The 18,520-nt window shown below is 37.1% G+C and carries 30 protein-coding genes; 24 read left to right on the top strand and 6 right to left on the bottom strand.

All coding sequences use genetic code 11. From position 1 onward, the window contains the following. Positions 1-32: 32 nt before the first annotated feature. From ACFSFW_RS07450 to ACFSFW_RS07530, 17 genes are all read left to right on the top strand, one after another. Complete coding sequence (locus ACFSFW_RS07450) at positions 33-551, top strand: DUF4352 domain-containing protein (RefSeq protein ID WP_388036720.1); 519 nt, start codon at positions 33-35, stop codon at positions 549-551. 359 nt (positions 552-910) lie between these two features. Beyond that, on the top strand, positions 911-1,702 hold the full coding sequence (locus ACFSFW_RS07455) for a DUF817 domain-containing protein (protein ID WP_388036723.1): 792 nt from the start codon (positions 911-913) through the stop codon (positions 1,700-1,702). A 15-nt stretch (positions 1,703-1,717) separates the two neighbouring features. Next, positions 1,718-2,143: a hypothetical protein gene (locus ACFSFW_RS07460; protein ID WP_388036726.1), complete on the top strand. Its 426-nt coding sequence runs from the start codon at positions 1,718-1,720 to the stop codon at positions 2,141-2,143. A gap of 30 nt (positions 2,144-2,173) precedes the next feature. Beyond that, positions 2,174-2,593 carry a GNAT family N-acetyltransferase gene (locus ACFSFW_RS07465; RefSeq protein WP_388036729.1) on the top strand — a complete coding sequence of 140 codons (420 nt, stop codon included), beginning with the start codon at positions 2,174-2,176 and terminating at the stop codon, positions 2,591-2,593. Positions 2,594-2,611: 18 nt separating this feature from the next. Further along, positions 2,612-3,109 carry a GNAT family N-acetyltransferase gene (locus ACFSFW_RS07470; protein ID WP_388036732.1) on the top strand — a complete coding sequence of 166 codons (498 nt, stop codon included), beginning with the start codon at positions 2,612-2,614 and terminating at the stop codon, positions 3,107-3,109. Positions 3,110-3,195: 86 nt separating this feature from the next. Beyond that, positions 3,196-3,606 carry a DUF4440 domain-containing protein gene (locus ACFSFW_RS07475; RefSeq protein ID WP_388036735.1) on the top strand — a complete coding sequence of 137 codons (411 nt, stop codon included), beginning with the start codon at positions 3,196-3,198 and terminating at the stop codon, positions 3,604-3,606. Between the two features lie 13 nt (positions 3,607-3,619). Then, positions 3,620-4,159 (top strand): histidine phosphatase family protein, encoded by a 540-nt coding sequence (locus ACFSFW_RS07480; RefSeq protein WP_388036738.1) that lies wholly within the window; start codon positions 3,620-3,622, stop codon positions 4,157-4,159. A gap of 57 nt (positions 4,160-4,216) precedes the next feature. After that, positions 4,217-4,438: a hypothetical protein gene (locus ACFSFW_RS07485; protein ID WP_388036741.1), complete on the top strand. Its 222-nt coding sequence runs from the start codon at positions 4,217-4,219 to the stop codon at positions 4,436-4,438. A 165-nt stretch (positions 4,439-4,603) separates the two neighbouring features. Beyond that, the gene (locus ACFSFW_RS07490) at positions 4,604-4,972 is read left to right on the top strand and encodes an S-Ena type endospore appendage (RefSeq protein WP_388036744.1); all 369 of its coding nucleotides are present in this window, start codon (positions 4,604-4,606) and stop codon (positions 4,970-4,972) included. A 111-nt stretch (positions 4,973-5,083) separates the two neighbouring features. Beyond that, positions 5,084-5,404: a hypothetical protein gene (locus tag ACFSFW_RS07495; protein WP_388036747.1), complete on the top strand. Its 321-nt coding sequence runs from the start codon at positions 5,084-5,086 to the stop codon at positions 5,402-5,404. A 12-nt stretch (positions 5,405-5,416) separates the two neighbouring features. Further along, the gene (locus tag ACFSFW_RS07500; protein ID WP_388036749.1) at positions 5,417-5,857 is read left to right on the top strand and encodes a hypothetical protein; all 441 of its coding nucleotides are present in this window, start codon (positions 5,417-5,419) and stop codon (positions 5,855-5,857) included. A 22-nt stretch (positions 5,858-5,879) separates the two neighbouring features. Continuing rightward, entirely contained in the window at positions 5,880-6,383 is a 504-nt protein-coding gene (locus tag ACFSFW_RS07505; RefSeq protein WP_388036752.1) for a hypothetical protein, read from the top strand. A gap of 29 nt (positions 6,384-6,412) precedes the next feature. Next, positions 6,413-6,604, top strand: coding sequence for a hypothetical protein (locus tag ACFSFW_RS07510; RefSeq protein WP_388036755.1), 192 nt, complete (start codon positions 6,413-6,415; stop codon positions 6,602-6,604). 54 nt (positions 6,605-6,658) lie between these two features. Continuing rightward, a complete protein-coding gene (locus tag ACFSFW_RS07515; RefSeq protein ID WP_388036757.1) occupies positions 6,659-6,847 on the top strand; it encodes a PspC domain-containing protein in 189 nt (62 codons plus the stop codon). Positions 6,848-6,890: 43 nt separating this feature from the next. Then, positions 6,891-7,694, top strand: a complete 804-nt coding sequence (locus ACFSFW_RS07520; protein WP_388036760.1) for an MBL fold metallo-hydrolase — start codon at positions 6,891-6,893, stop codon at positions 7,692-7,694. Between the two features lie 148 nt (positions 7,695-7,842). Then, positions 7,843-8,118 carry an autorepressor SdpR family transcription factor gene (locus tag ACFSFW_RS07525; protein WP_388037418.1) on the top strand — a complete coding sequence of 92 codons (276 nt, stop codon included), beginning with the start codon at positions 7,843-7,845 and terminating at the stop codon, positions 8,116-8,118. Further along, entirely contained in the window at positions 8,115-8,720 is a 606-nt protein-coding gene (locus tag ACFSFW_RS07530; protein WP_388036763.1) for a hypothetical protein, read from the top strand. The genes ACFSFW_RS07525 and ACFSFW_RS07530 overlap by 4 nt, the downstream gene beginning before the upstream one ends. A gap of 28 nt (positions 8,721-8,748) precedes the next feature. Here ACFSFW_RS07530 and ACFSFW_RS07535 read toward each other — a convergent pair whose 3' ends face one another. Next, complete coding sequence (locus ACFSFW_RS07535) at positions 8,749-9,192, bottom strand: SRPBCC family protein (RefSeq protein ID WP_388036766.1); 444 nt, start codon at positions 9,190-9,192, stop codon at positions 8,749-8,751. A 52-nt stretch (positions 9,193-9,244) separates the two neighbouring features. Between ACFSFW_RS07535 and ACFSFW_RS07540 the strand changes: the two genes are divergently transcribed. Beyond that, positions 9,245-9,745 (top strand): DNA-deoxyinosine glycosylase, encoded by a 501-nt coding sequence (locus ACFSFW_RS07540; protein WP_388036769.1) that lies wholly within the window; start codon positions 9,245-9,247, stop codon positions 9,743-9,745. Here the strand turns inward: ACFSFW_RS07540 and ACFSFW_RS07545 are convergent. Continuing rightward, positions 9,740-10,216 carry a glutathione peroxidase gene (locus ACFSFW_RS07545; protein WP_099361466.1) on the bottom strand — a complete coding sequence of 159 codons (477 nt, stop codon included), beginning with the start codon at positions 10,214-10,216 and terminating at the stop codon, positions 9,740-9,742. The two genes, ACFSFW_RS07540 and ACFSFW_RS07545, sit on opposite strands and share 6 nt — an antisense overlap. A 134-nt stretch (positions 10,217-10,350) precedes the next feature. On the opposite strand from ACFSFW_RS07545, the gene ACFSFW_RS07550 reads away from it, so the two are divergent. Next, positions 10,351-11,577 carry an MFS transporter gene (locus ACFSFW_RS07550; RefSeq protein ID WP_388036773.1) on the top strand — a complete coding sequence of 409 codons (1,227 nt, stop codon included), beginning with the start codon at positions 10,351-10,353 and terminating at the stop codon, positions 11,575-11,577. 70 nt (positions 11,578-11,647) lie between these two features. On the opposite strand, the gene ACFSFW_RS07555 is transcribed toward ACFSFW_RS07550, so the two are convergent. Further along, positions 11,648-12,004: a DUF3221 domain-containing protein gene (locus ACFSFW_RS07555; protein WP_304216428.1), complete on the bottom strand. Its 357-nt coding sequence runs from the start codon at positions 12,002-12,004 to the stop codon at positions 11,648-11,650. Between the two features lie 117 nt (positions 12,005-12,121). Between ACFSFW_RS07555 and ACFSFW_RS07560 the strand changes: the two genes are divergently transcribed. Beyond that, positions 12,122-12,682, top strand: a complete 561-nt coding sequence (locus tag ACFSFW_RS07560; protein ID WP_388036776.1) for an ATP-binding protein — start codon at positions 12,122-12,124, stop codon at positions 12,680-12,682. A 76-nt stretch (positions 12,683-12,758) separates the two neighbouring features. Here the strand turns inward: ACFSFW_RS07560 and ACFSFW_RS07565 are convergent, their stop codons facing one another. Next, entirely contained in the window at positions 12,759-13,358 is a 600-nt protein-coding gene (locus ACFSFW_RS07565; RefSeq protein WP_388036779.1) for a lysophospholipid acyltransferase family protein, read from the bottom strand. Between the two features lie 89 nt (positions 13,359-13,447). On the opposite strand from ACFSFW_RS07565, the gene ACFSFW_RS07570 reads away from it, so the two are divergent. Continuing rightward, positions 13,448-13,948 carry a P-loop NTPase family protein gene (locus ACFSFW_RS07570; RefSeq protein WP_388036781.1) on the top strand — a complete coding sequence of 167 codons (501 nt, stop codon included), beginning with the start codon at positions 13,448-13,450 and terminating at the stop codon, positions 13,946-13,948. Positions 13,949-14,492: 544 nt separating this feature from the next. Here ACFSFW_RS07570 and ACFSFW_RS07575 read toward each other — a convergent pair. Continuing rightward, on the bottom strand, positions 14,493-14,858 hold the full coding sequence (locus tag ACFSFW_RS07575) for a winged helix-turn-helix transcriptional regulator (protein WP_388036783.1): 366 nt from the start codon (positions 14,856-14,858) through the stop codon (positions 14,493-14,495). Between the two features lie 200 nt (positions 14,859-15,058). Between ACFSFW_RS07575 and hxlA the strand changes: the two genes are divergently transcribed. The 3 genes from hxlA (at position 15,059) to ACFSFW_RS07590 (ending at position 17,745) form a co-directional block, all read left to right on the top strand. Beyond that, positions 15,059-15,700, top strand: a complete 642-nt coding sequence (gene hxlA, locus ACFSFW_RS07580) for a 3-hexulose-6-phosphate synthase (RefSeq protein ID WP_388036785.1) — start codon at positions 15,059-15,061, stop codon at positions 15,698-15,700. Position 15,701: 1 nt separating this feature from the next. After that, positions 15,702-16,256, top strand: a complete 555-nt coding sequence (gene hxlB, locus ACFSFW_RS07585; protein WP_388036788.1) for a 6-phospho-3-hexuloisomerase — start codon at positions 15,702-15,704, stop codon at positions 16,254-16,256. Positions 16,257-16,755: 499 nt separating this feature from the next. Next, a complete protein-coding gene (locus ACFSFW_RS07590; protein WP_388036791.1) occupies positions 16,756-17,745 on the top strand; it encodes a Gfo/Idh/MocA family protein in 990 nt (329 codons plus the stop codon). Positions 17,746-18,215: 470 nt separating this feature from the next. Here the strand turns inward: ACFSFW_RS07590 and ACFSFW_RS07595 are convergent, their stop codons facing one another. Next, positions 18,216-18,440, bottom strand: a complete 225-nt coding sequence (locus tag ACFSFW_RS07595; RefSeq protein WP_099361472.1) for a hypothetical protein — start codon at positions 18,438-18,440, stop codon at positions 18,216-18,218. Positions 18,441-18,520: the final 80 nt, after the last annotated feature.

Here is an 18,520-nt window from a genome sequence, read left to right on the forward strand (position 1 = left end):
CAATTTTAAAATATAAAAAAGGGGGTTATAAAATGAAAAAATTTAGTCTTTGGTCGGTACTACTGGTATTGGTATTGTTCGTCAGCGCTTGTGGTGGGGGTGGAAGTTCTGAAACAGGAGGTGACGGAATCAGCGAAGATGGTATTCTATCAATTGGTGAAACCGGTCTTTACACAACCAAAGGTGGAGATTTTGAAGTAACGATAAATAGTGTGAAGAAAGAAGCAGGTGGAGATGGAGAGACGGCTTTAAGGGGTACATATGTCGTTGCAAATGTGACGATAACGAGTAGAGCATCAGAGACCACAAATCTAGAAAAAGTATTGCCATTTAAAATCTTTGTAGATGATATTGTCAACTGGAACACAGTAACAGCTGGCAAAGAGTTCAGTTTTGGAAAACAAATTGCAGGGGATTTGGCTGGAGGTGATTCCATAACTGGTGAACTTATATTTGATGCTCGGGAATCAGAAACATATAAAATTCTGCTGGGTGGAAAAGCAGAACCTAATAAACTTGAATGGAGCCTGGCTTCAGAAGATTTCCAATAAGAACATTTATATTTAGTCTCTCTTCATGAGGTGGTACTGGAATATGATTCCGGTACCACCTTATTCTATCTTGTTTTAAGAAGTCAATGGTTATTTTACAGATTACATCCTTTATACGAAGAGTATCTTACAAGAAGAATAGTTTATGAACCTATGGATAAAAGCATTTCTTATGAGGAATGTTTTTTATATTTTTGCAGAAAAAAACATAGATATTTTATAAAACAATAAAATAAATAACTAAAACAATAACTTTTTATTGAAAAACAATAAATTATATTTTATAATCAACTAGAAAATAATTCAAGTCGGGTGGGACACAGGGACAGGTCCCTTGTCCCAAAATGGAGGTTAGGATCATGAGAGCGTTGGAACAGCTTTTTCGTTTTGGTTGGGAGCAGGCCCTTTCTTGTTTGTTTCCTGTGGTTATTTTTGCCTCTTTGGCTCTTACGAAAATCATACCTCTTCCATTTCTGCCACGGTATGATTGGCTTCTAATCATCTGTCTTGTGATGCAGTGGTGGATGGTACGGTCGGGCCTTGAAACACGGGATGAACTAAAGGTGATCACATTGTTTCACTTAATCGGGCTTGCTCTTGAACTCTTCAAGACACATATGGGCTCATGGTCCTATCCAGAGGAAGGGTATTTCAAAATTTTCGGCGTGCCATTATATAGCGGGTTCATGTATGCAAGTGTGGCGAGTTATCTTTGCCAGGCGTGGCGAAGGCTTAATGTGGACCTCGTAAAGTGGCCACCATTTTGGCTAGTTGTCGCCCTTGCATCTGCGATTTATTTGAACTTTTTCACTCATCATTTTTGGATTGACGTTCGTTGGTATCTAGCGGGGCTTGTCATAATTGTTTTTTGGAAATCATGGGTCACATACGAGATTAATGGAACGCTTTACCGGATGCCGATCGCCCTTTCTTTTATGTTAATCGGATTTTTTATCTGGATAGCTGAAAATATCGCAACCTTTTTTGGAGCTTGGGAATATCCCAACCAAACCAAAGCCTGGAGTCTTGTTCATTTAGGTAAGGTGAGTTCATGGGTTCTATTAGTGATTGTGAGCTTTCTTATCGTGGCGACATTGAAGCAGGTTAAAGGGAGAAACTCCACTAGGATTAATACTAGTCATACTTTATAAAAAGGAGATGGTAACATGAAAAAACGAGTACCATTATTGCTATTTCTTCTTCTATTTTTATCAGCATGTACAGAAAATTCTGGAACCCCGATTGTGCCAAATGAAAATAATATGATCATTAGAGTAAAAAACAATGCAGATTTTGAAATTTATGGTCTGGAATTAGACATAAGTAATCATACACAAGGTACGATAAATGCGGACGGATCTAAATTAGAAAAAGGAGATGAACTTTTGTTTGAATTCCTCGAGGGTAACTTCCATTTAGAGGGGGAAGGTGTAATGACGGTTTTTATTTTAACGGATAACCACATAGAAGATAATGGTGATCGAATTCCGTTAAATCAAAAAGAAACCTTTGATTTAGGCAGCAATAAGGAAATAGTATTTGAACTTACTGGAGAAACAATAAGCAAAGCTGAATTTAAAAGGTTAAAATAAGTGTAAGGTTAATTAATGAGGGTGAGGATTATGGCGACCATAATTACGAGAATCGATAAAGAACAAGCTTGGGAAGTAAGGCATAAAGTTATGTGGCCTGATAAAGACTTTGACTATATAAAATTAGAAGATGATGATGTAGGAATTCATTTTGGACTTTTTAAAGATAACATGCTGACTTCAGTTGTCTCTCTTTTTATTAAGAATGAAGAAGCCCAATTTCGAAAGTTTGCGACTCTCCAAGAAGAGCAAGGCAATGGGTGTGGGAGCTCTTTGTTGGACTACGTATTAAAGGAAGCAAAGAATCGCGGATTGAAAAGAATATGGTGTAATGCCAGAAAGAATAAGGTGGATTTTTATAAAAAATTTGGTTTGCAAGAAACCAATTTTAGCTTTGTAAAAGGTGGAAAAGTCTATGTGATCATGGAAAAGCATTATGAATCAATGTAGATATGGGAGGGAAGTAGTTTGCTAGTTAGAGAAATCACACTTTCAGATGCGGAAAATTTTGGGTATCTTACACAACAAGTTGAAATGACTTCTGAATTCATGCTTTGGGAGGCAGGGGAAAGGAAGTCAAATCCCGACCAGCAACGAAAAATGATAGAAAGATTCGGTTCGGATGATAACTCTGCGATTTTCGTTGCCGAAGAAAAAAGCCAATTAATCGGATTCTTAATGGCGATCGGTGGCAATGCCCGGAGAAACAAGCATTCTGTGTATATTGTTGTCGGTATCTTGAAGGATTCTAGAGGCAAAGGTGTAGGCACAAAATTGTTTGATGAACTGGAGAAGTGGGCGTTAATGCACAAAATCCATCGTCTGGAATTAACCGTTGTGACTCGAAACGTGGCGGGGTTAGCTTTGTATCAAAAAATGGGTTTTGAAATCGAAGGAACGAAGAGAGATTCCCTCTTAATTGATGGTGAGTTTGTGGATGAGTATTATATGTCCAAGATTTTATAAATGGAAGCTAAGGTGTGATTATCCAAGCAGGATTCACACCTTTTTTGTGGAATTTAACATAAAAAGGAAAATCCCTAAAAAGAGGAGTGAATGAGTTGACAATAGAAAATCGCTTAGCCGAATTTACCAAGATGCATGATGAATATATCGTAGATTGGAACAAAGCAATGAAAACGGGGGATACTTCTGCACTTGAACGAATGCATGAAGACTATTACGTTACGTTTTTTAATGGTTCTCATGAAAAACCAATGCTATTTAGCAGGGAAGAAGCGATAAAGGGGATGCGGGAATCGGTTAATCAACTGCTTGGAGCTCAAAAGAAATTTAATAACCGTATCATTCGGTTGAAGAATCCTGAGAATGCAGCCGTTTTTTATGAACTGTTAATTGAAAAAGATGAAAAGGTAATAGCAAGCTTTTTCACGATTGAAACTTGGCAACTAACAGATGGTAAGTGGATGCTCGTTAGAGAAGTAGAAGAACCGATTTCGTAATAAGGAGGACTATATGAAAAACATATTTATGATCAGGCATTGTGAGGCTGAAGGGCAGGAACCTGAAGCGCCTCTAACAGATAAAGGCATAAAACAAGCAATAGATTTAGCTGCCTTTTTTGAAAAACGAAAAGTAGATCGAATCATTTCAAGTCCGTTCAAACGGGCCATCCAAACAATTCAACCACTAGCAAGTAAACGTGAAATTGTTATCGAAATGAACCATCAACTATCAGAACGTGTTTTAAGCACAAGGAATATGCCAGATTGGTATGATAAATTAAGAGAAACATATATGAACTATGATCTGAAATATGAAGGTGGAGAATCCAGTCGAGAAGCAGTAAACCGAATCATTGAGGTAGTCGATGAAGTTCTGAAAAGTGATGCTGAGAATACAATCATAGTGACACATGGAGGTCTATTGTCATTGCTTTTAAATCATTTCGATAAGAATTTCGGATTCGAGCAATGGGCAACCCTTAGCAATCCGGATGTATATCTCTTAAATTCAGTAAATCAAATCACCTTCGAGCGACTTTGGAATTATTGATTAAGTTCGAAATTCATATATATAGATAAACCACTTTGAGGTGAAAGGAGAATTTCCATGAAAACACTTGGAGTTTCACTTTTTGCAACGTTCGCCCTATTTGTTATTAGTGTATTCATTGTAGCTCCAATCATGTCCAATATTGGCTATTCATCCGTTGAATCGTCCTACCATCTACAAACTCACGCACTATTAGTAACTCTGATTTTTACCGTTATTCTTTGTACGATTTTGGGAGCAAGGTATATCGTAGAAGAAATGAAAAAAGAGAAAGAGTAGGTAATAAAAAGTGGGACAAGGGACCTGTGAATCATTTCTAGATAAAGGCATTTCTACTATATAAATCTCCCAATTTGGTCTAATACCTTAAGTTATTCGTCCAAGCCATTAGACTTTTATACACATATGATAAAGAAAACGTGTTTGGAAGAGGTGTGTAGAAAATTGTCTAAGAAAAAGAAAAGTAAAAATAAGAAAAACGAAGTTAGAGAAAATGAAAAAGAAAATGGAAATATATGTGGAAACATACAGTTGAACAACCAAGTTACAAATTTAGATATTTGGGAAGTATACCATAAAAAAAACGCAACGGTATCTCTGTCACTATACAATAGCCCAACAAGTACCGACACAATTAGAGTCCGTGCGTACAGAAAAGATGGTTCTTTTCTCTTTTTCAATGTTCCTCCTGGAAATACAAGTTCAGGTACGATTGATCATGCGGATCGAATAAACGTATCTCGTATCAACCAAGGCTCCATTGAAGGAAGATTTTGTTTAGATGTTAAGTTTCATTCTTCTAAGGATAAGTGAGTATCTTGCAAGCGTTGACCCCTGCCATGGGTCAGCGTTTATTTATGCTGAAAATAAACTGAAACTTCTGTAAACGTTATGCGTACATATATAAAGAAGGGAGTGAGTTCCTTGAAAAAATATATGATTTTTGTGTTAGTAGTGGTGGTACTAGAATTAGGCTTGCTTTTCGGTATATCGCTGTTTTTTGATACAAACCTCGTGAACACGATGTTTCTTGGTTCATGCATTTTCATGATTTTTGCATTTTTAATGAGTTCGACTGGTGATGTGTTCTCGAAAAATAGTCAAAAAGCCATTTTTGATATGTTCTTGGGAAGCTACAAACCACAGCACGAGAAAATGACTTTAAAAATTAGTCCATTTCTAGTGGGCTCAATCTTGTGTTTTGGAATGTATTTTGTTTTGTATTATTTAGGGGTTTTGACTTGAGGGAGAAAATAGATGAAAAAAACTCTTTGTATGACAATCTTATTTTTATTGATTCATTCAATCTCTGCTAACGCTCTTAGTTGGGCGTATTTCTTTGTCGTTCATGATGGAAAAGTATACGAGGTAAAGGAAGAAGTGCTACTCAATCAAACGAAGTTAGGAAAAGCGATAGGTAAGGTGGAAACCAACGCGGATGAGTATAGTGGGGACTATTATGGAAATGCATCAAACTATTATGAGATCGGTACACGATATTATAAGATACAAGGTGTCCCCATCATCGAGGCAATTGCTGTAGAAACAGAAGAGGCACTGTACGTAAAAGCGGTTTACGTCCACGACGCTCCATCTCATATCAAGAATGTCCTCACAAGCTCCTATTTTTGGGTCATCTTTGGAATAGGTATTGTTCTATTAGTGGGGATTACTGTGTTAAAATCAAAACAAAGCTGATTTTACTAGGGGTGTAATAACTTTGACATTTATCAAACATGTATTACCTAGAAAGCTGCTAACCGCATCAATCTCCGGCTCCCTTTTTGCCATCTTGCTTAGCTTACTTTTTCCAGGTTCATTTGGGAGTGAAATCAACTCTATAAAAGAATATATTTGGGGTTTTACAAAAACCGTGCCATTCTACCTCATGTACAGCTTTCCAGTCATCTTCGTATACGGAACGGTAACATCCATCATTAGCGACTTCCTCTCAGGACTCATTACGAAAAAAAGTATACGAATGGAACCATATTTGTCAGCCGTCTTTCATCTTTTATTTGGTTTCGTGCTCCAATGGGTTAGTCTTGGTGCAGCCATCCTGTTTTTTGTAACAGACCGTATTTTAGGAAAAAAGAAGGGCAGATACAAATGGAGCCAAGCTTTTAAAAGCCTAATCATTCCATTTCTAATCTGGATCCTATTCATGGGAATCATCTGGATTGTGGATTTCTTTAGTGAAGGTGCGCATTATATTGTTTATTAATAAGATATAAGTAATTGGAGGCTATCTAAGTGAATCCTTTTATTGCCATTTTTATTTTCGTATTAGCCATCTTGGTAGACTACTTTTGGTTTGGTGTAGATAAGAAGCGATGGGGTTGGATGAAAGATTGGTCAAAACTCAGTAAAGTGTTATTTTTTTCAGGATTTGCGGTCTTTTCGTTATTGATCTACTTAGGTTTAAGTTTCAAATATTTACACTAGTTGGCGCTTGTAAAGTAAGATGAGGTGCCATTTTTTCTGAGAGGGGGAGTTTGCTTGAACCAAAAACTAAGAAAATCTGCAAAAGACCGGTCAATAACGGGTGTTTGTGGAGGTATTGCTGAATTTTTCGGCATATCTTCTTTTGCTGTTAGACTAATCTTCATTCTATTACCACCTGCGAACATACTGGTATATATCATTCTTGCAAATACGATGTCTGAAAGTCCACGTTCTCTTTATTAATAAAGAATACGTTAGATTTGATTTAATAGGGAGTGTGAATCAAGTGGTGGAAGTATACGATCGGGAAAATGTTACTTGTGTTGAATTAGAGGTTCCGAATATGCCCAACCTCTTTTTATTTGTAACCGATGGAATGCTGGTTGATACAGGAGCTAAAAGCTATGAGACTCAAATTATTCCTTTTATAAAAGAGGCTTCATTTGATGTTGTTGCATTAACGCATAGTCATGAAGACCATACTGGTACAGCACCGTGGATCCAAGAAAACCTAAACATACCTATTTATATTTCGCCTCTTGGTATCGACATATGTTCACAATTCGCACCTTACCCGAAATATCGCCACGAAATTTGGGGCAAACGAGAGCCATTCAAACCACTACCTATCTCAGACACCATACAATCTAGGAAAAAAGAATGGAAAGTGTTACAGACACCAGGCCATGCAGAGGACCATATTGCTTTATTGAATAAAGAAACAGGCACCCTGTTCACAGGTGATTTGTTTGTAGCTCCAAAAACAAAAGTAATCATGAGGTCTGAATCAATTCCTCAAATCATGGCTTCAATTCGGAAGGTTCTTACCCATGACTTCGGTCCCATGTTTTGCTGTCATGCTGGCTACATACCAGATGGAAAACGAAAGATGCAACAAAAGGTAGACTACCTTGAAAATCTTTGCGGCGAAGTTACATATCTATATGAAAATGGCCTAGACCTTGTAGAAATTGACCAAAAGATTTTCCGAAGAAAATACCCAATCACATTTGTATCAGAGGGTGAGTGGGACTCTTTGCATATAATTACTTCAATAATCAATGGCCATAAACACTTTCCAAGCAGTTAAACAGTCGATATTCCTGCAATCTATCTACATGAAATAAATTATTTGTTCAGGGAATATTTATTCCTATTGACAATTAAATCCATTTAGTTATAATTTAAGTAGTTAAGTAATTACTTAAATATTGATGATGGAGGTAGTATAAGTGGCCATCAATGATTTGTTTAAAGCATTATCTGATGAGCATAGAAGAAAAATCTTAGACCTTTTGAAAAATGGGGATTTGACGGCCGGAGAAATTGCTCAACATTTTGAAATGAGTAAAGCGGGTATTTCTCAGCACTTATCTGTCTTGAAAAATGCTGAATTAGTATTTGCGATAAAAAGGGGGCAGTATGTTTACTATTCTTTAAATTCAACGGTATTTCAAGAAGTCCTGAAATGGATCATTCAGTTCCATTCAAATAAAAAGGAGGAGAATATATGATAAATAAAATTTTTATTGTTGTTTTGACTCTATTTTCATTTGGGATCAGTATATTTATATTTTCTACCAATCCTGTAGAAAATACAATATACGGCCCACCTGAAGTCATTTTATTTAGCATTCCGATAACCATGATCATTGTTAATAGCAACCTGCTCATACTGCCTAAGTTGATTAAATCCCAAGGATCCTATTTTCGATTTAAAAAAGGGTTTGAAAATATATTCTTGGCATTATCACTACTATTGACCATCCTTCATGTAGGATTGGTATTATCGGTGACAGGTTTGGAAATTAATCTAATCCTATTAGTCCCATTAATAATAGGTATTGTCCTTATCACTACAGCGAATACACTTCCGAGATTTCAACTAGAACTGCCAACATCCTCAGAACTAACTAAATCCACTCACCAAGTTTGGAACATTGTCATACGCCCTTTTTCTTTTCCTTTGATTATTGGAGGATTAGTTATGTTATTTTGTGTGTTACTTCCTGAGCATCTCATTCTGAGTGGGTTCTTAACGGTCCTTTTTTGTACATTGTTGATTTCCATCTTTCTCTCATTCAGAGCCTATAAAATACATTTGAATAAATATTAATCTATATAAGAAAAAAAGCTAGGTAGACCTATTCAGGTCTTACCCTAGCTTCACAGAACTCTTTTAAACTGTTAAGAACTAATTCACCAGTTTGTTTGGCTGAACTTTTAAATAACTTATCAATCACATTCATAACAGGTCGGTAATACCTTGTTTCAAACTCTTGCTCAATCACTGTATGATTGGCCTGCTGCTGCAAACGATAAGAGAAAGTCATCCTATAGGTTTGTGATTCAAGTTCAAACGCGAAGAACGATGGGAGAGTAATTTCCTTATTTCTACCCTGTAATGTAACCTGTACTTTTTCTTCCACGGCTGTAAGTTGAAAGCTCGCACCAGGATGAGATTCATGCTCGAGGTTAGAATAATGGATAGAAGTCACGTTCGGAAACCATTTTTCCCGCAAATTGGCCTTCGCAATACAGTCAAATACTTTTATAATGGGTGCTTCGATTACAATTGATTGTTTCATAGCGATACCTCGTCCTATTATTAAATTAAACATATCAGAAAAGGTGATATTTGTGGAGAGAATTTTTGGTCTAGGTCCTGTAGTTGGAGATGATCCGAAAGTATTAATCCTCGGTTCGATGCCAAGTGTGGAGTCACTAAGGAAACAGGAATACTACGGCAACAAACGAAATCATTTTTGGAAAATCATGTTTCAGCTTTTTGATAGTCACGAGCGAACAGAGTACGAGGATAAGATTGCATTTATAAAAGACAAAAACATTGCTCTTTGGGACGTACTATATAGCTGCTATCGTGAGGGAAGTTTGGATTCGAATATTAAAAGTGAAGAACCGAATGAGATTGAGTCTTTTGTAAAAAATCACCCAAACCTTCGCCTAATTGTATGTAATGGCACAAAAGCCTATAAAAGCTATCAAAAATACATGGGGCTTAATCGCTTTCCAGGACTTGAGGTTATTAAACTTTCGTCTACAAGCCCAGTTCCCGGCAAATACAACAAAACTCTTGAAGGCAAGCTCCAAGAGTGGAAAAAGATCAAAGAGTATTTATAGTATTTTTTTAAGGTCTTCCTCAATTTTCTCAGGCTCAGTTTGTGGGGCATAGCGGCCCACAACTTGGCCATCACGGTCTACTAAAAACTTGGTGAAATTCCATTTTATCGCTTTCGATAAAACACCTTTTTGTTGTTCTTTTAGATATTCAAACAATGGATCGGCATTCTCACCATTAACATCAATTTTTGCAAACATAGGAAATTTTACACCATAATTGATTTCGCAAAATGAAGTTGTTTCATCAACATTTTCAAACTCTTGATTTCCAAACTGTGCAGATGGGAACCCAAGAACAACTAAACCGTTATCTTGATATTTATCATAAAGCTCCTGCAGCCCCTTAAACTGGGGCGTAAACCCACATTTACTTGCTGTATTGACAATAATCAGAGGTTTTCCTTCATATTCCTTTAACGCTTTTCTTTCACCATTTGGCATGGTTACTTCAAAATCATACACACTAGCCATTTTACTCACTCCCTATGGACGAATATCTTTATCGTAATTTATATGGTGGTAGGATTCAAGTTTGGACTTCTTTTCATACAGCTTTTCATGTAATATTCAAAGGAGAGGAAATATTTTGAAAATGAGGGTATCGAATGAAGCCGTTAATGAAAGAGTGGAAGTCCCCTGCATTGCTATTAACAGGGTTGGGATTATCCTCTTTGGGGGATTTTATTTATCTTGTTGCTATTAATCTACTTGTTTTAAAAATGACGGGCTCGGCCGCGGCAGTTGCTGCATTATGGGTTGTTGGTCCTATTACATCAATCCTTGTAAACGGGTGGTCTGGGAGCATCATTGACCGTTCAAATAAAAAGAAAATCATGATCATCACGGATATTGTTCGTGCCATTGCAGTCGCCATCATCCCACTACTTCCAAGTGTGTGGATGATTTATGCATTGTTATTTGTAATCAGTGTTGCTAAATCCTTTTTTAATCCGACATCAACTACCTATATAACTGCCCTCATTCCAAAGGAACAGCGGAAGACCTTTAATTCGATTAGAAGCCTGGTTTCCTCTGGGGCGTTTATTACAGGACCAGCGATTGCGGGTGTGCTTCTGATAATTGGTAGTCTTGAAATTGCCATCTATAGTAATGCCATTTCCTTTGTTATTTCTGCCATTCTCATCGCATTTTTGCCGAATATTGATAGTAGCCAAAATGACACAACGGAAAAGCTTCAATTAAAGAATTTACTAGAAGATTGGCGCGTGGTCATCCGATTTGGTAAAGAGGCAGTATTTGTGATGACCATCTATTCCAGCTTTATCATATTTGATATTTTTACCATGGCTATGGATTCACAGGAGGTTGTGTTTACACAAAGGGTGATTGGTCTCACTGAAGTGGAGTATAGCTTACTAATGAGCGTGACTGGGGTTGGCTATGCCGCCGGAGGGTTATTGGTCATTTTTATTTCAAGATTTTTATCGATCCGCGCCCTTATCGGAACGGGACTCTTTATGCTTGCAGCTGGTTATTTCATCTACTCCCTATCAACTTCCTTTGCAATGGCGGCGACTGGTTTTATTATATTAGGCTTCTTTTTTGCCTTTTCAAATACAGGTTTTACCACCTTTTATCAAAACAATGTACCTGTTGAAATCATGGGTCGTGTCACAAGTATCGTAAGTGTCCTACAAAGTGCAGTGTCCGTTGTTTTCCTATTATTTATAGGGATAATGGGCGACCTTCTGCCGTTACGATACACGATTGTTACATTATCTATTATTAGCGTGGTGCTTGCTGTTTTTGTGATCATCCTCGTATCACAGCCAACGAAAAAAATGTACTTTTCAGAGGAAAAGGCAGTTTAGATTGGAAGATTTATGACTCATACATAAGCACAGATCATTAAAAATGCTGCGACCCAAAAAGTCGCAGCATTCACACCTCTACAATCTCAATTTTACTGGCTTTTGCCTGAGCTGGCGCAGACTCTGCAATCTCGCCATCAACTACAATTTTTACTTTTTGCCCAACCTCGAGCTTAGAAATAACTGACTTGTCGACAGAACTGACGCTGAAAAAAATACTTGAATAATAGTACTCGTCATAAATTTCTTGATCCGTTTTTGTATCAAATTCATCTCCCGTAATCTGTTCATTGACCAGGATTCGATCTCCGACTTCAAGAATGTAGCCAGTAATAGTTGTTTCGGCACGATTGCCATTTTGCCCACCTGTTCCACAACTTGCAAGCAATAAAGTGAAAAAGCTAAAAAGTAAAACAATCCGTCTCATATTCTCACCTCATCTTATTTGGCGAAAATTCATGTGAAAAGGTTACGAACTAGAAAAATAGTAAGTGAATTTTTGTAAAATTATGTTAAAATATTTGAAAAGAAAAGGGGAAACGCTATGAAATTTATTCATCTTTTTGGACCTCAAGCGGTTGGCAAAATGACGGTAGGACAGGAACTAGCGAAAATAACAGATTTAAAGCTGTTTCATAATCACATGACGATTGATTTAGTCAGTCATTTTTTCGATTATAGTACAAAAGAGGGGAAACGATTAGTAAAATTGTTTCGTCAGGAGATTTTTGAAGAAGTATCAAAGAGCGATTTAGATGGCATGATTTTTACGTTTGTCTGGATGTTCGATATGGAATCAGATTGGGAGTATGTAAAAGATTTATCTGAGCTTTTTGAATCAAGAGGGGCAACTGTTTATTATGTCGAACTCGAAGCTGACTTGGAGGAGAGATTCAAAAGGAATAAAACACCGAACCGCCTCGAACATAAACCTAAAAAACGCGATATCGAATGGTCAGAAAATGACATGAAAAAGACAATGGAAAAACATCGCTTGAATTCATTTGATGGTGAAATCACATTCGATAACTACATCAAAATTGACAATACACATTTAAGCGCTGCAGAAGTAGCCAAAATGATCAAAGAAAGATTTCAACTATAAAAAAATGCTTGGCATCTGTGTGAACTGCACCCCATTGGAGGAGGTGCAGTTCACATTTGTCTAAACGTTTTCCAACTCACTTTTTCTTATTTAAATCTTCTCGAAGCAATCCCAATCTTCTCTCCAATTCATGGGTGAAATGCTCACGTGCTTGCTTTGCATCCATATCTGGAGAGGCGATATACATGGGTTCACCGAAAATGAGCTTTGCCTTTTTAAACTTAATCAATTCACCAATCGTATTTGGCCCAATATATACTGCGGGAACGACAGGTACCTTGCTGCGCTGTGCAATTGTAATCGCTCCTTGTTTAAGCGCAGATTGCTCGTTCGTACGTGTTCCACTTGGAAAGATTCCTACGATTTCCCCTTTTGAAAGCAATCTTGATGGAATTTTCAACACACTCGGACCAGGGTTATCACGATCCACTGGGAAGGCGTTTAACTTTGTTAAAAATCCACCGATAAATTTGTTTGTGAACAATTCCTTTTTTGCCATATAATGTATTTGTCGAGGGAGTAGTGAAACACCAAGCCACAAAATATCGATATAACCTGTATGCGTACAAGCAACAACATAAGCGCCGTCCTTTGGCAGCTGTTCCTTGTTAAAAACCTTAATTCCACCTGTAGTTGTAAGGATGCCTTTTAGCAAATTTGCAATGAAATGATACACGTAACTTACCCCTTATTATAAATCTAATTAACTAGTAAAATTATAGCATGAAAGAATGGGTCGAAAATACTAAAAAAGCGAGGGTTTGCATGAAAAAAATCATGGTCATCGGAATATCGGCTGGCGTTGGAAAATCGACATTTGCTCAAAAGTTAGGAAATAAAACGGGAATTGAAGTGTTCCATTTAGACAGCTACTTTTGGAAACCAGGATGGGTGGAGGCTTCACTTGCAGAATTTACACAAGCCCAAGAGGAGATTCTCAAGAATGACAGTTGGATTATCGATGGCAATTATAGCAAAACCTTCGACCTTCGTGCGGAGCAAGCCGATACCATTATCTATCTGGAACTACCAAGATATAGGTGCCTCTACCAGGTACTCAAACGCTATCTAACACACATTGGAAAAAAGCGTCCAGACCTTGGCTGCACTGAAAAATTAGATTGGGAGTTTATCAAATTCATCTGGACGACCTATAAACCAAGAATACATAAAATGCAGGAACGGCTTAACCGATTAGCAAAGGATAAAACTGTGGTCATTTTACGAGGGAAAAAAGAGATTCATGATTTTATGAGTAAATTGTAGAGAGTAATAAAAGTACATCCTATAAAGGTAAAAAAATGTGGAATGTATAGGCTTTTTCCGAAATATATTTACAGATGGTGGTGATAAAAATAAAAACGCTCGCCTTATATATTTTTGGGTTTGTTCGGTTTGTTATTCTAGTTATATCCATATTATTGAGTATATGGTTCTTCGTAGTATCTGTATTTTCAGGGATTGCTGCAATAGGAGGAACTCAAGAAGATTGGATTTATGCATTAACACAATATCTATATTTTCTTGTTTGTGCTTTATTAATAGGTTTGATGAATGAATTCGAAAAGAAAATAAATAAAGAGGATTATGATATGAGCTCAAATATTTGGTTATTTGATTTATATTTGCTTGTATTAATCGCTCATTATGAACTCCCTAAAAAACTAGTAATGAAAATGCTTGGGAGTTCAAAATAAAAAGCCAGGTCTAGTTACCTGGCATTTGTATTTGTTGTACTTATTTCGCTTTCTTTTACACCGGTTGGTTTAGGGGGCGAAATGGTTTACCGTGTTATTGTGTTGCCGCATATCTATTTAACAGCAGATTTATCCTCGGCTTCCTTTTCCAATACATTCTTAATGTAATCTCTGCCCCAGTCGTACATAGCCTCTAAAACAGGTAAAAGTTTTTCTCCTTGTTCAGTTAATGAATATTCAACTTTAGGTGGAACCACAGGATAAACTTCACGATGTACAATTAAATGATCTTCAAGTTCGCGTAATTGATTAACAAGCATTCTTTGAGTAATACCCGGTAGAAGGGCCTTTAATTCACCAAATCGTTTAGTTCCTTCCTTTGCTAGATGCCACAAAATTAACAATTTCCATTTGCCACCAATTACTGAAAGTGTCAATTCCTTTTCACAGTTAAAAGATTTCTCTCCTAAGTTTGGCATTCATGTCACCTCCTCACCCTATTTTACCGCATAGTATACTTTTTAGCACTATATATGATAAAAGTGCGTACTTACAATTTTGTAATATATTAATTAAACTTAGTGTAGTGCATGAGAGCTAATAGATTCCAGGAAAAACTTATACAAATGTCTAGAGACAGCCGCTTAGCACAAAAATATTCTACAAGGAGCGAATAAAAATGAAATTACAGTTAGCATTAGATCTAGTCAATATTCCAGAAGCTATCGAATTGGTAAAAGAGGTAGAAGAACATATTGATATTGTGGAAATAGGGACACCTGTTATTAATATAGAAGGTCATAAAGCAGTACAAGCAATTAAAGAAGCATTCCCTCATTTAGAGGTTCTAGCGGACATTAAGATCATGGACGCTGCAGCTTATGAAGTGGCAAATGCCTCCAAAGCTGGCGCTGATATTATCACGATTCTTGCTCAAGCAGAAGATGCTTCCATCAAGGGTGCTATTGAAGAAGCAAAAAAACAAGGAAAACAGATCCTCGTAGATATGATCGCTGTAAAAGATATCAAAACGCGTGCAAAAGAGCTTGATGAATTAGGCGCTGACTACATTTGCGTTCATACAGGCTATGATTTGCAAGCAGAAGGTAAGGATTCATTCGAAGATTTACGTACAATAAAAAGCGTTGTAAAGAATGCCAAAACAGCAATTGCTGGTGGAATTAAGCTTGAAACCTTACCTGAGGTTATTAAAGCTCAACCAGATCTCATCATCGTTGGTGGTGGAATCGCAAACCAAGAAAACAAAAAAGAAGTCGCTGCTCAAATGAAACAACTTTTTAAAGAAGCCGTGACCGTATAATATGCAAACAATTGCTTATACAAAGGAAATACTTGTCGAGCTAAGTCGTACAATCGAAGGTATGGATGATACGGTAACAGAAAAGCTGGTGGAAGAAATGCTCCGTACAAATAAGATTTTTGTTGCGGGAAGTGGTCGCTCCGGTTTAATGGCGAAATCGTTTGCTATGCGCATGATGCATGTTGGACTTGACCCATATGTCGTCGGCGAAACCATTACTCCCAATCTGGAAACTGATGATATGCTTATTATTGGCTCAGGATCGGGAGAAACCAAAGGCCTTTTATCCATGGCGGAAAAAGCCAAAAGCATCGGTGCAACCATTGCGCTGGTGACTACCAACCCTACTTCGTCCATCGCTCAATTAGCTGATATCACGATTGAAATTCCAGCCCAAGCAAAAGCAGAGGGAATGAGTGGGAAATCCATTCAACCAATGGGTTCTCTATTTGAGCAAACAATGCTGTTATTTTATGATGCTGTAATCTTACGCTTTATGGAGCAAAAAGGATTAGATTCTAATAAAATGTATGGTAGACATGCCAATCTTGAATGAAATAAACCCATAATTGAAAGACCGCATCTATCTTTTTGATGAATTTGCGGTCTTTCTTGTCTATCAGCATTTGTTTTATTAACAAGCCAGAGAACACTCCTGATTTTTCGTAATGAGAGGTTTAAAAATTGAGGTCAGTTAAAAATTAAAGGCTCTTTTCTAAAGATTGTTGTTTTTATAAAAAGTACTAACCAAGTTGATTGAAGTGGAAGGTGGCGACTCCTCGAAAATGCATTCGCATTTTCTTCGTGCGTGGTTAATTTCGAGGAAGTTATTCAAAGTCCTGCGGGAAAAGCGTGAGTCTTGAGACCCCGCAGGAGCATAGCGACGAGGAGGCTCAAGCCACGCCCGCGGAAAGCGTCCGCCTGAAGCGGAATTCAACAGTGTAAAAAGCAACAAAGTTTGCGACAACAGCTAAATTAAAATAATAAATACATAGTAGTAATAGGTAAGGAAAAGAAAAAGAGTCCGTACAATTAAAAGAATAGAGGTCTGTAACATGGTGCGTGTAGGTATTATAGGTACAAACTGGATTACTGAACGGTTACTTGAGGCAGTAAAATCAGTAGAAGACTTTGAACTATCAGCTGTTTACTCCAGAACGAGGGAACGAGCAGAAGAATTTGCAGATAAATATGAAATTGAAACGACTTTCACTAACCTTGAGGAGATGGCCGCTAGTTCTAACATAGATGCTGTCTATATAGCTACCCCGAATGCTTATCATGCTGAACAATCGATTTTATTTTTACAAAATGGCAAACATGTGTTATGTGAAAAACCTTTAGCAGCGAATGCAACCGAAGTAAAGAAAATGATTGAGACTGCAAAGGAACACAATGTGTTATTAATGGAAGCAATGAAATCTACGTTACTTCCAAACTTCAAGGCCATTCAAAATAATTTACATAAAATTGGCCGTGTTCGTAAATTTTTTTCAAGCTATTGTCAATATTCTTCCCGTTACGATAAATACAAAGAAGGAATTATTTTGAACGCCTTTAATCCGATTTTTGCAAATGGTGCATTAATGGATCTTGGCACATATTGTTTATATCCGTTAGTTACATTATTCGGAGAACCTAAGGATATAAAAGCGACAAGTGTGATGTTGGAATCAGGGGTGGATGGTGAAGGCAGCGTGTTACTGCAATACGAAGATAAAGAAGCTGTTGTCATGTATTCCAAAATCAGTAACTCACATCTACCAACTGAAATTCAAGGAGAAAATGGAAGCATGATCATCGATAAATTACATACGGCTGAAGATGTTGAAATTCGTTATAATGATGGATCAATTGAAAAATTAACAGTTGAACAGCCATATCCTGCGATGTATTACGAAGTCAAAGAATTTGTTGAATTAATAGAAGCGGGTAAAACGGAATCTGACATTAATTCTTATGATAACTCCTACAAAACAATGCATGTCATGGATCAAGTGAGAGAAATAATTGGACTTGTTTATCCAAATGATAAAAAAGGATAAGGTTGGTAGTTTATTACCCGCGACGGTATACAGAAAGCTTATGAATTAAGTGAATCTGGTCATGCGGCAGAAGAATTCTTATAAAAACTTAAGGCTCTTTTCTAAAAGAATGTTGCTTTTACATTTAGGGAAATTTCAGCTCCTGGTACTCGCTTTCCGCGGGCGATCCGTAAGCCTCCTCGCTTCACTGCGGGGTCTCGCTTGGCTCGCTATTCCCGCAGGACGTTGATTTTGCTTCCTTGAAACTACACCGCACGAAGAAAATGCCCGCATTTTCGAGGATCTCGTACCATCCGCTGAAATCACTCGGTGGACAATAAAATAACCTTTTCAATCGGAGCAAAGAGCAACAAAGTTTACGAAAACAGCCAAACTTAAATAAAAAGAGAGTTAAACAAAGAGCTTGGGGCGTCCCATGCTCTTTTGGTGTTACTTTTCGGAACTACATACTAAAAAGGGGGTGTTCTTATTCAAATAATCTTCGTTTCATCCTTTGGGGCTTCAAGTTTCATTTTTTCGAGCTCGACACGCATTTTCTCTGTTTCAAGCAAGTAATTATCATGCTTCAACTTTTCTAACTCTAATTCATCTTGGATCATTTTATGTTTATATTTAGATTGTGTCTGAAAGTGACTCGTAATAATCGCAACAAGTGGAATTGAAAAAACCATTACAACCGCAACAATACCCGTCATTACATAACCTCCTTACAAAAATCCGTTTCTTCATATATATTCCATTATACCAATTATACGGAAAGATAAGCCGTTTGGTT

It is taken from the genome of Ferdinandcohnia salidurans, assembly GCF_042680725.1.
In the GTDB taxonomy this organism is placed as follows: domain Bacteria; phylum Bacillota; class Bacilli; order Bacillales; family Bacillaceae_L; genus Ferdinandcohnia; species Ferdinandcohnia salidurans.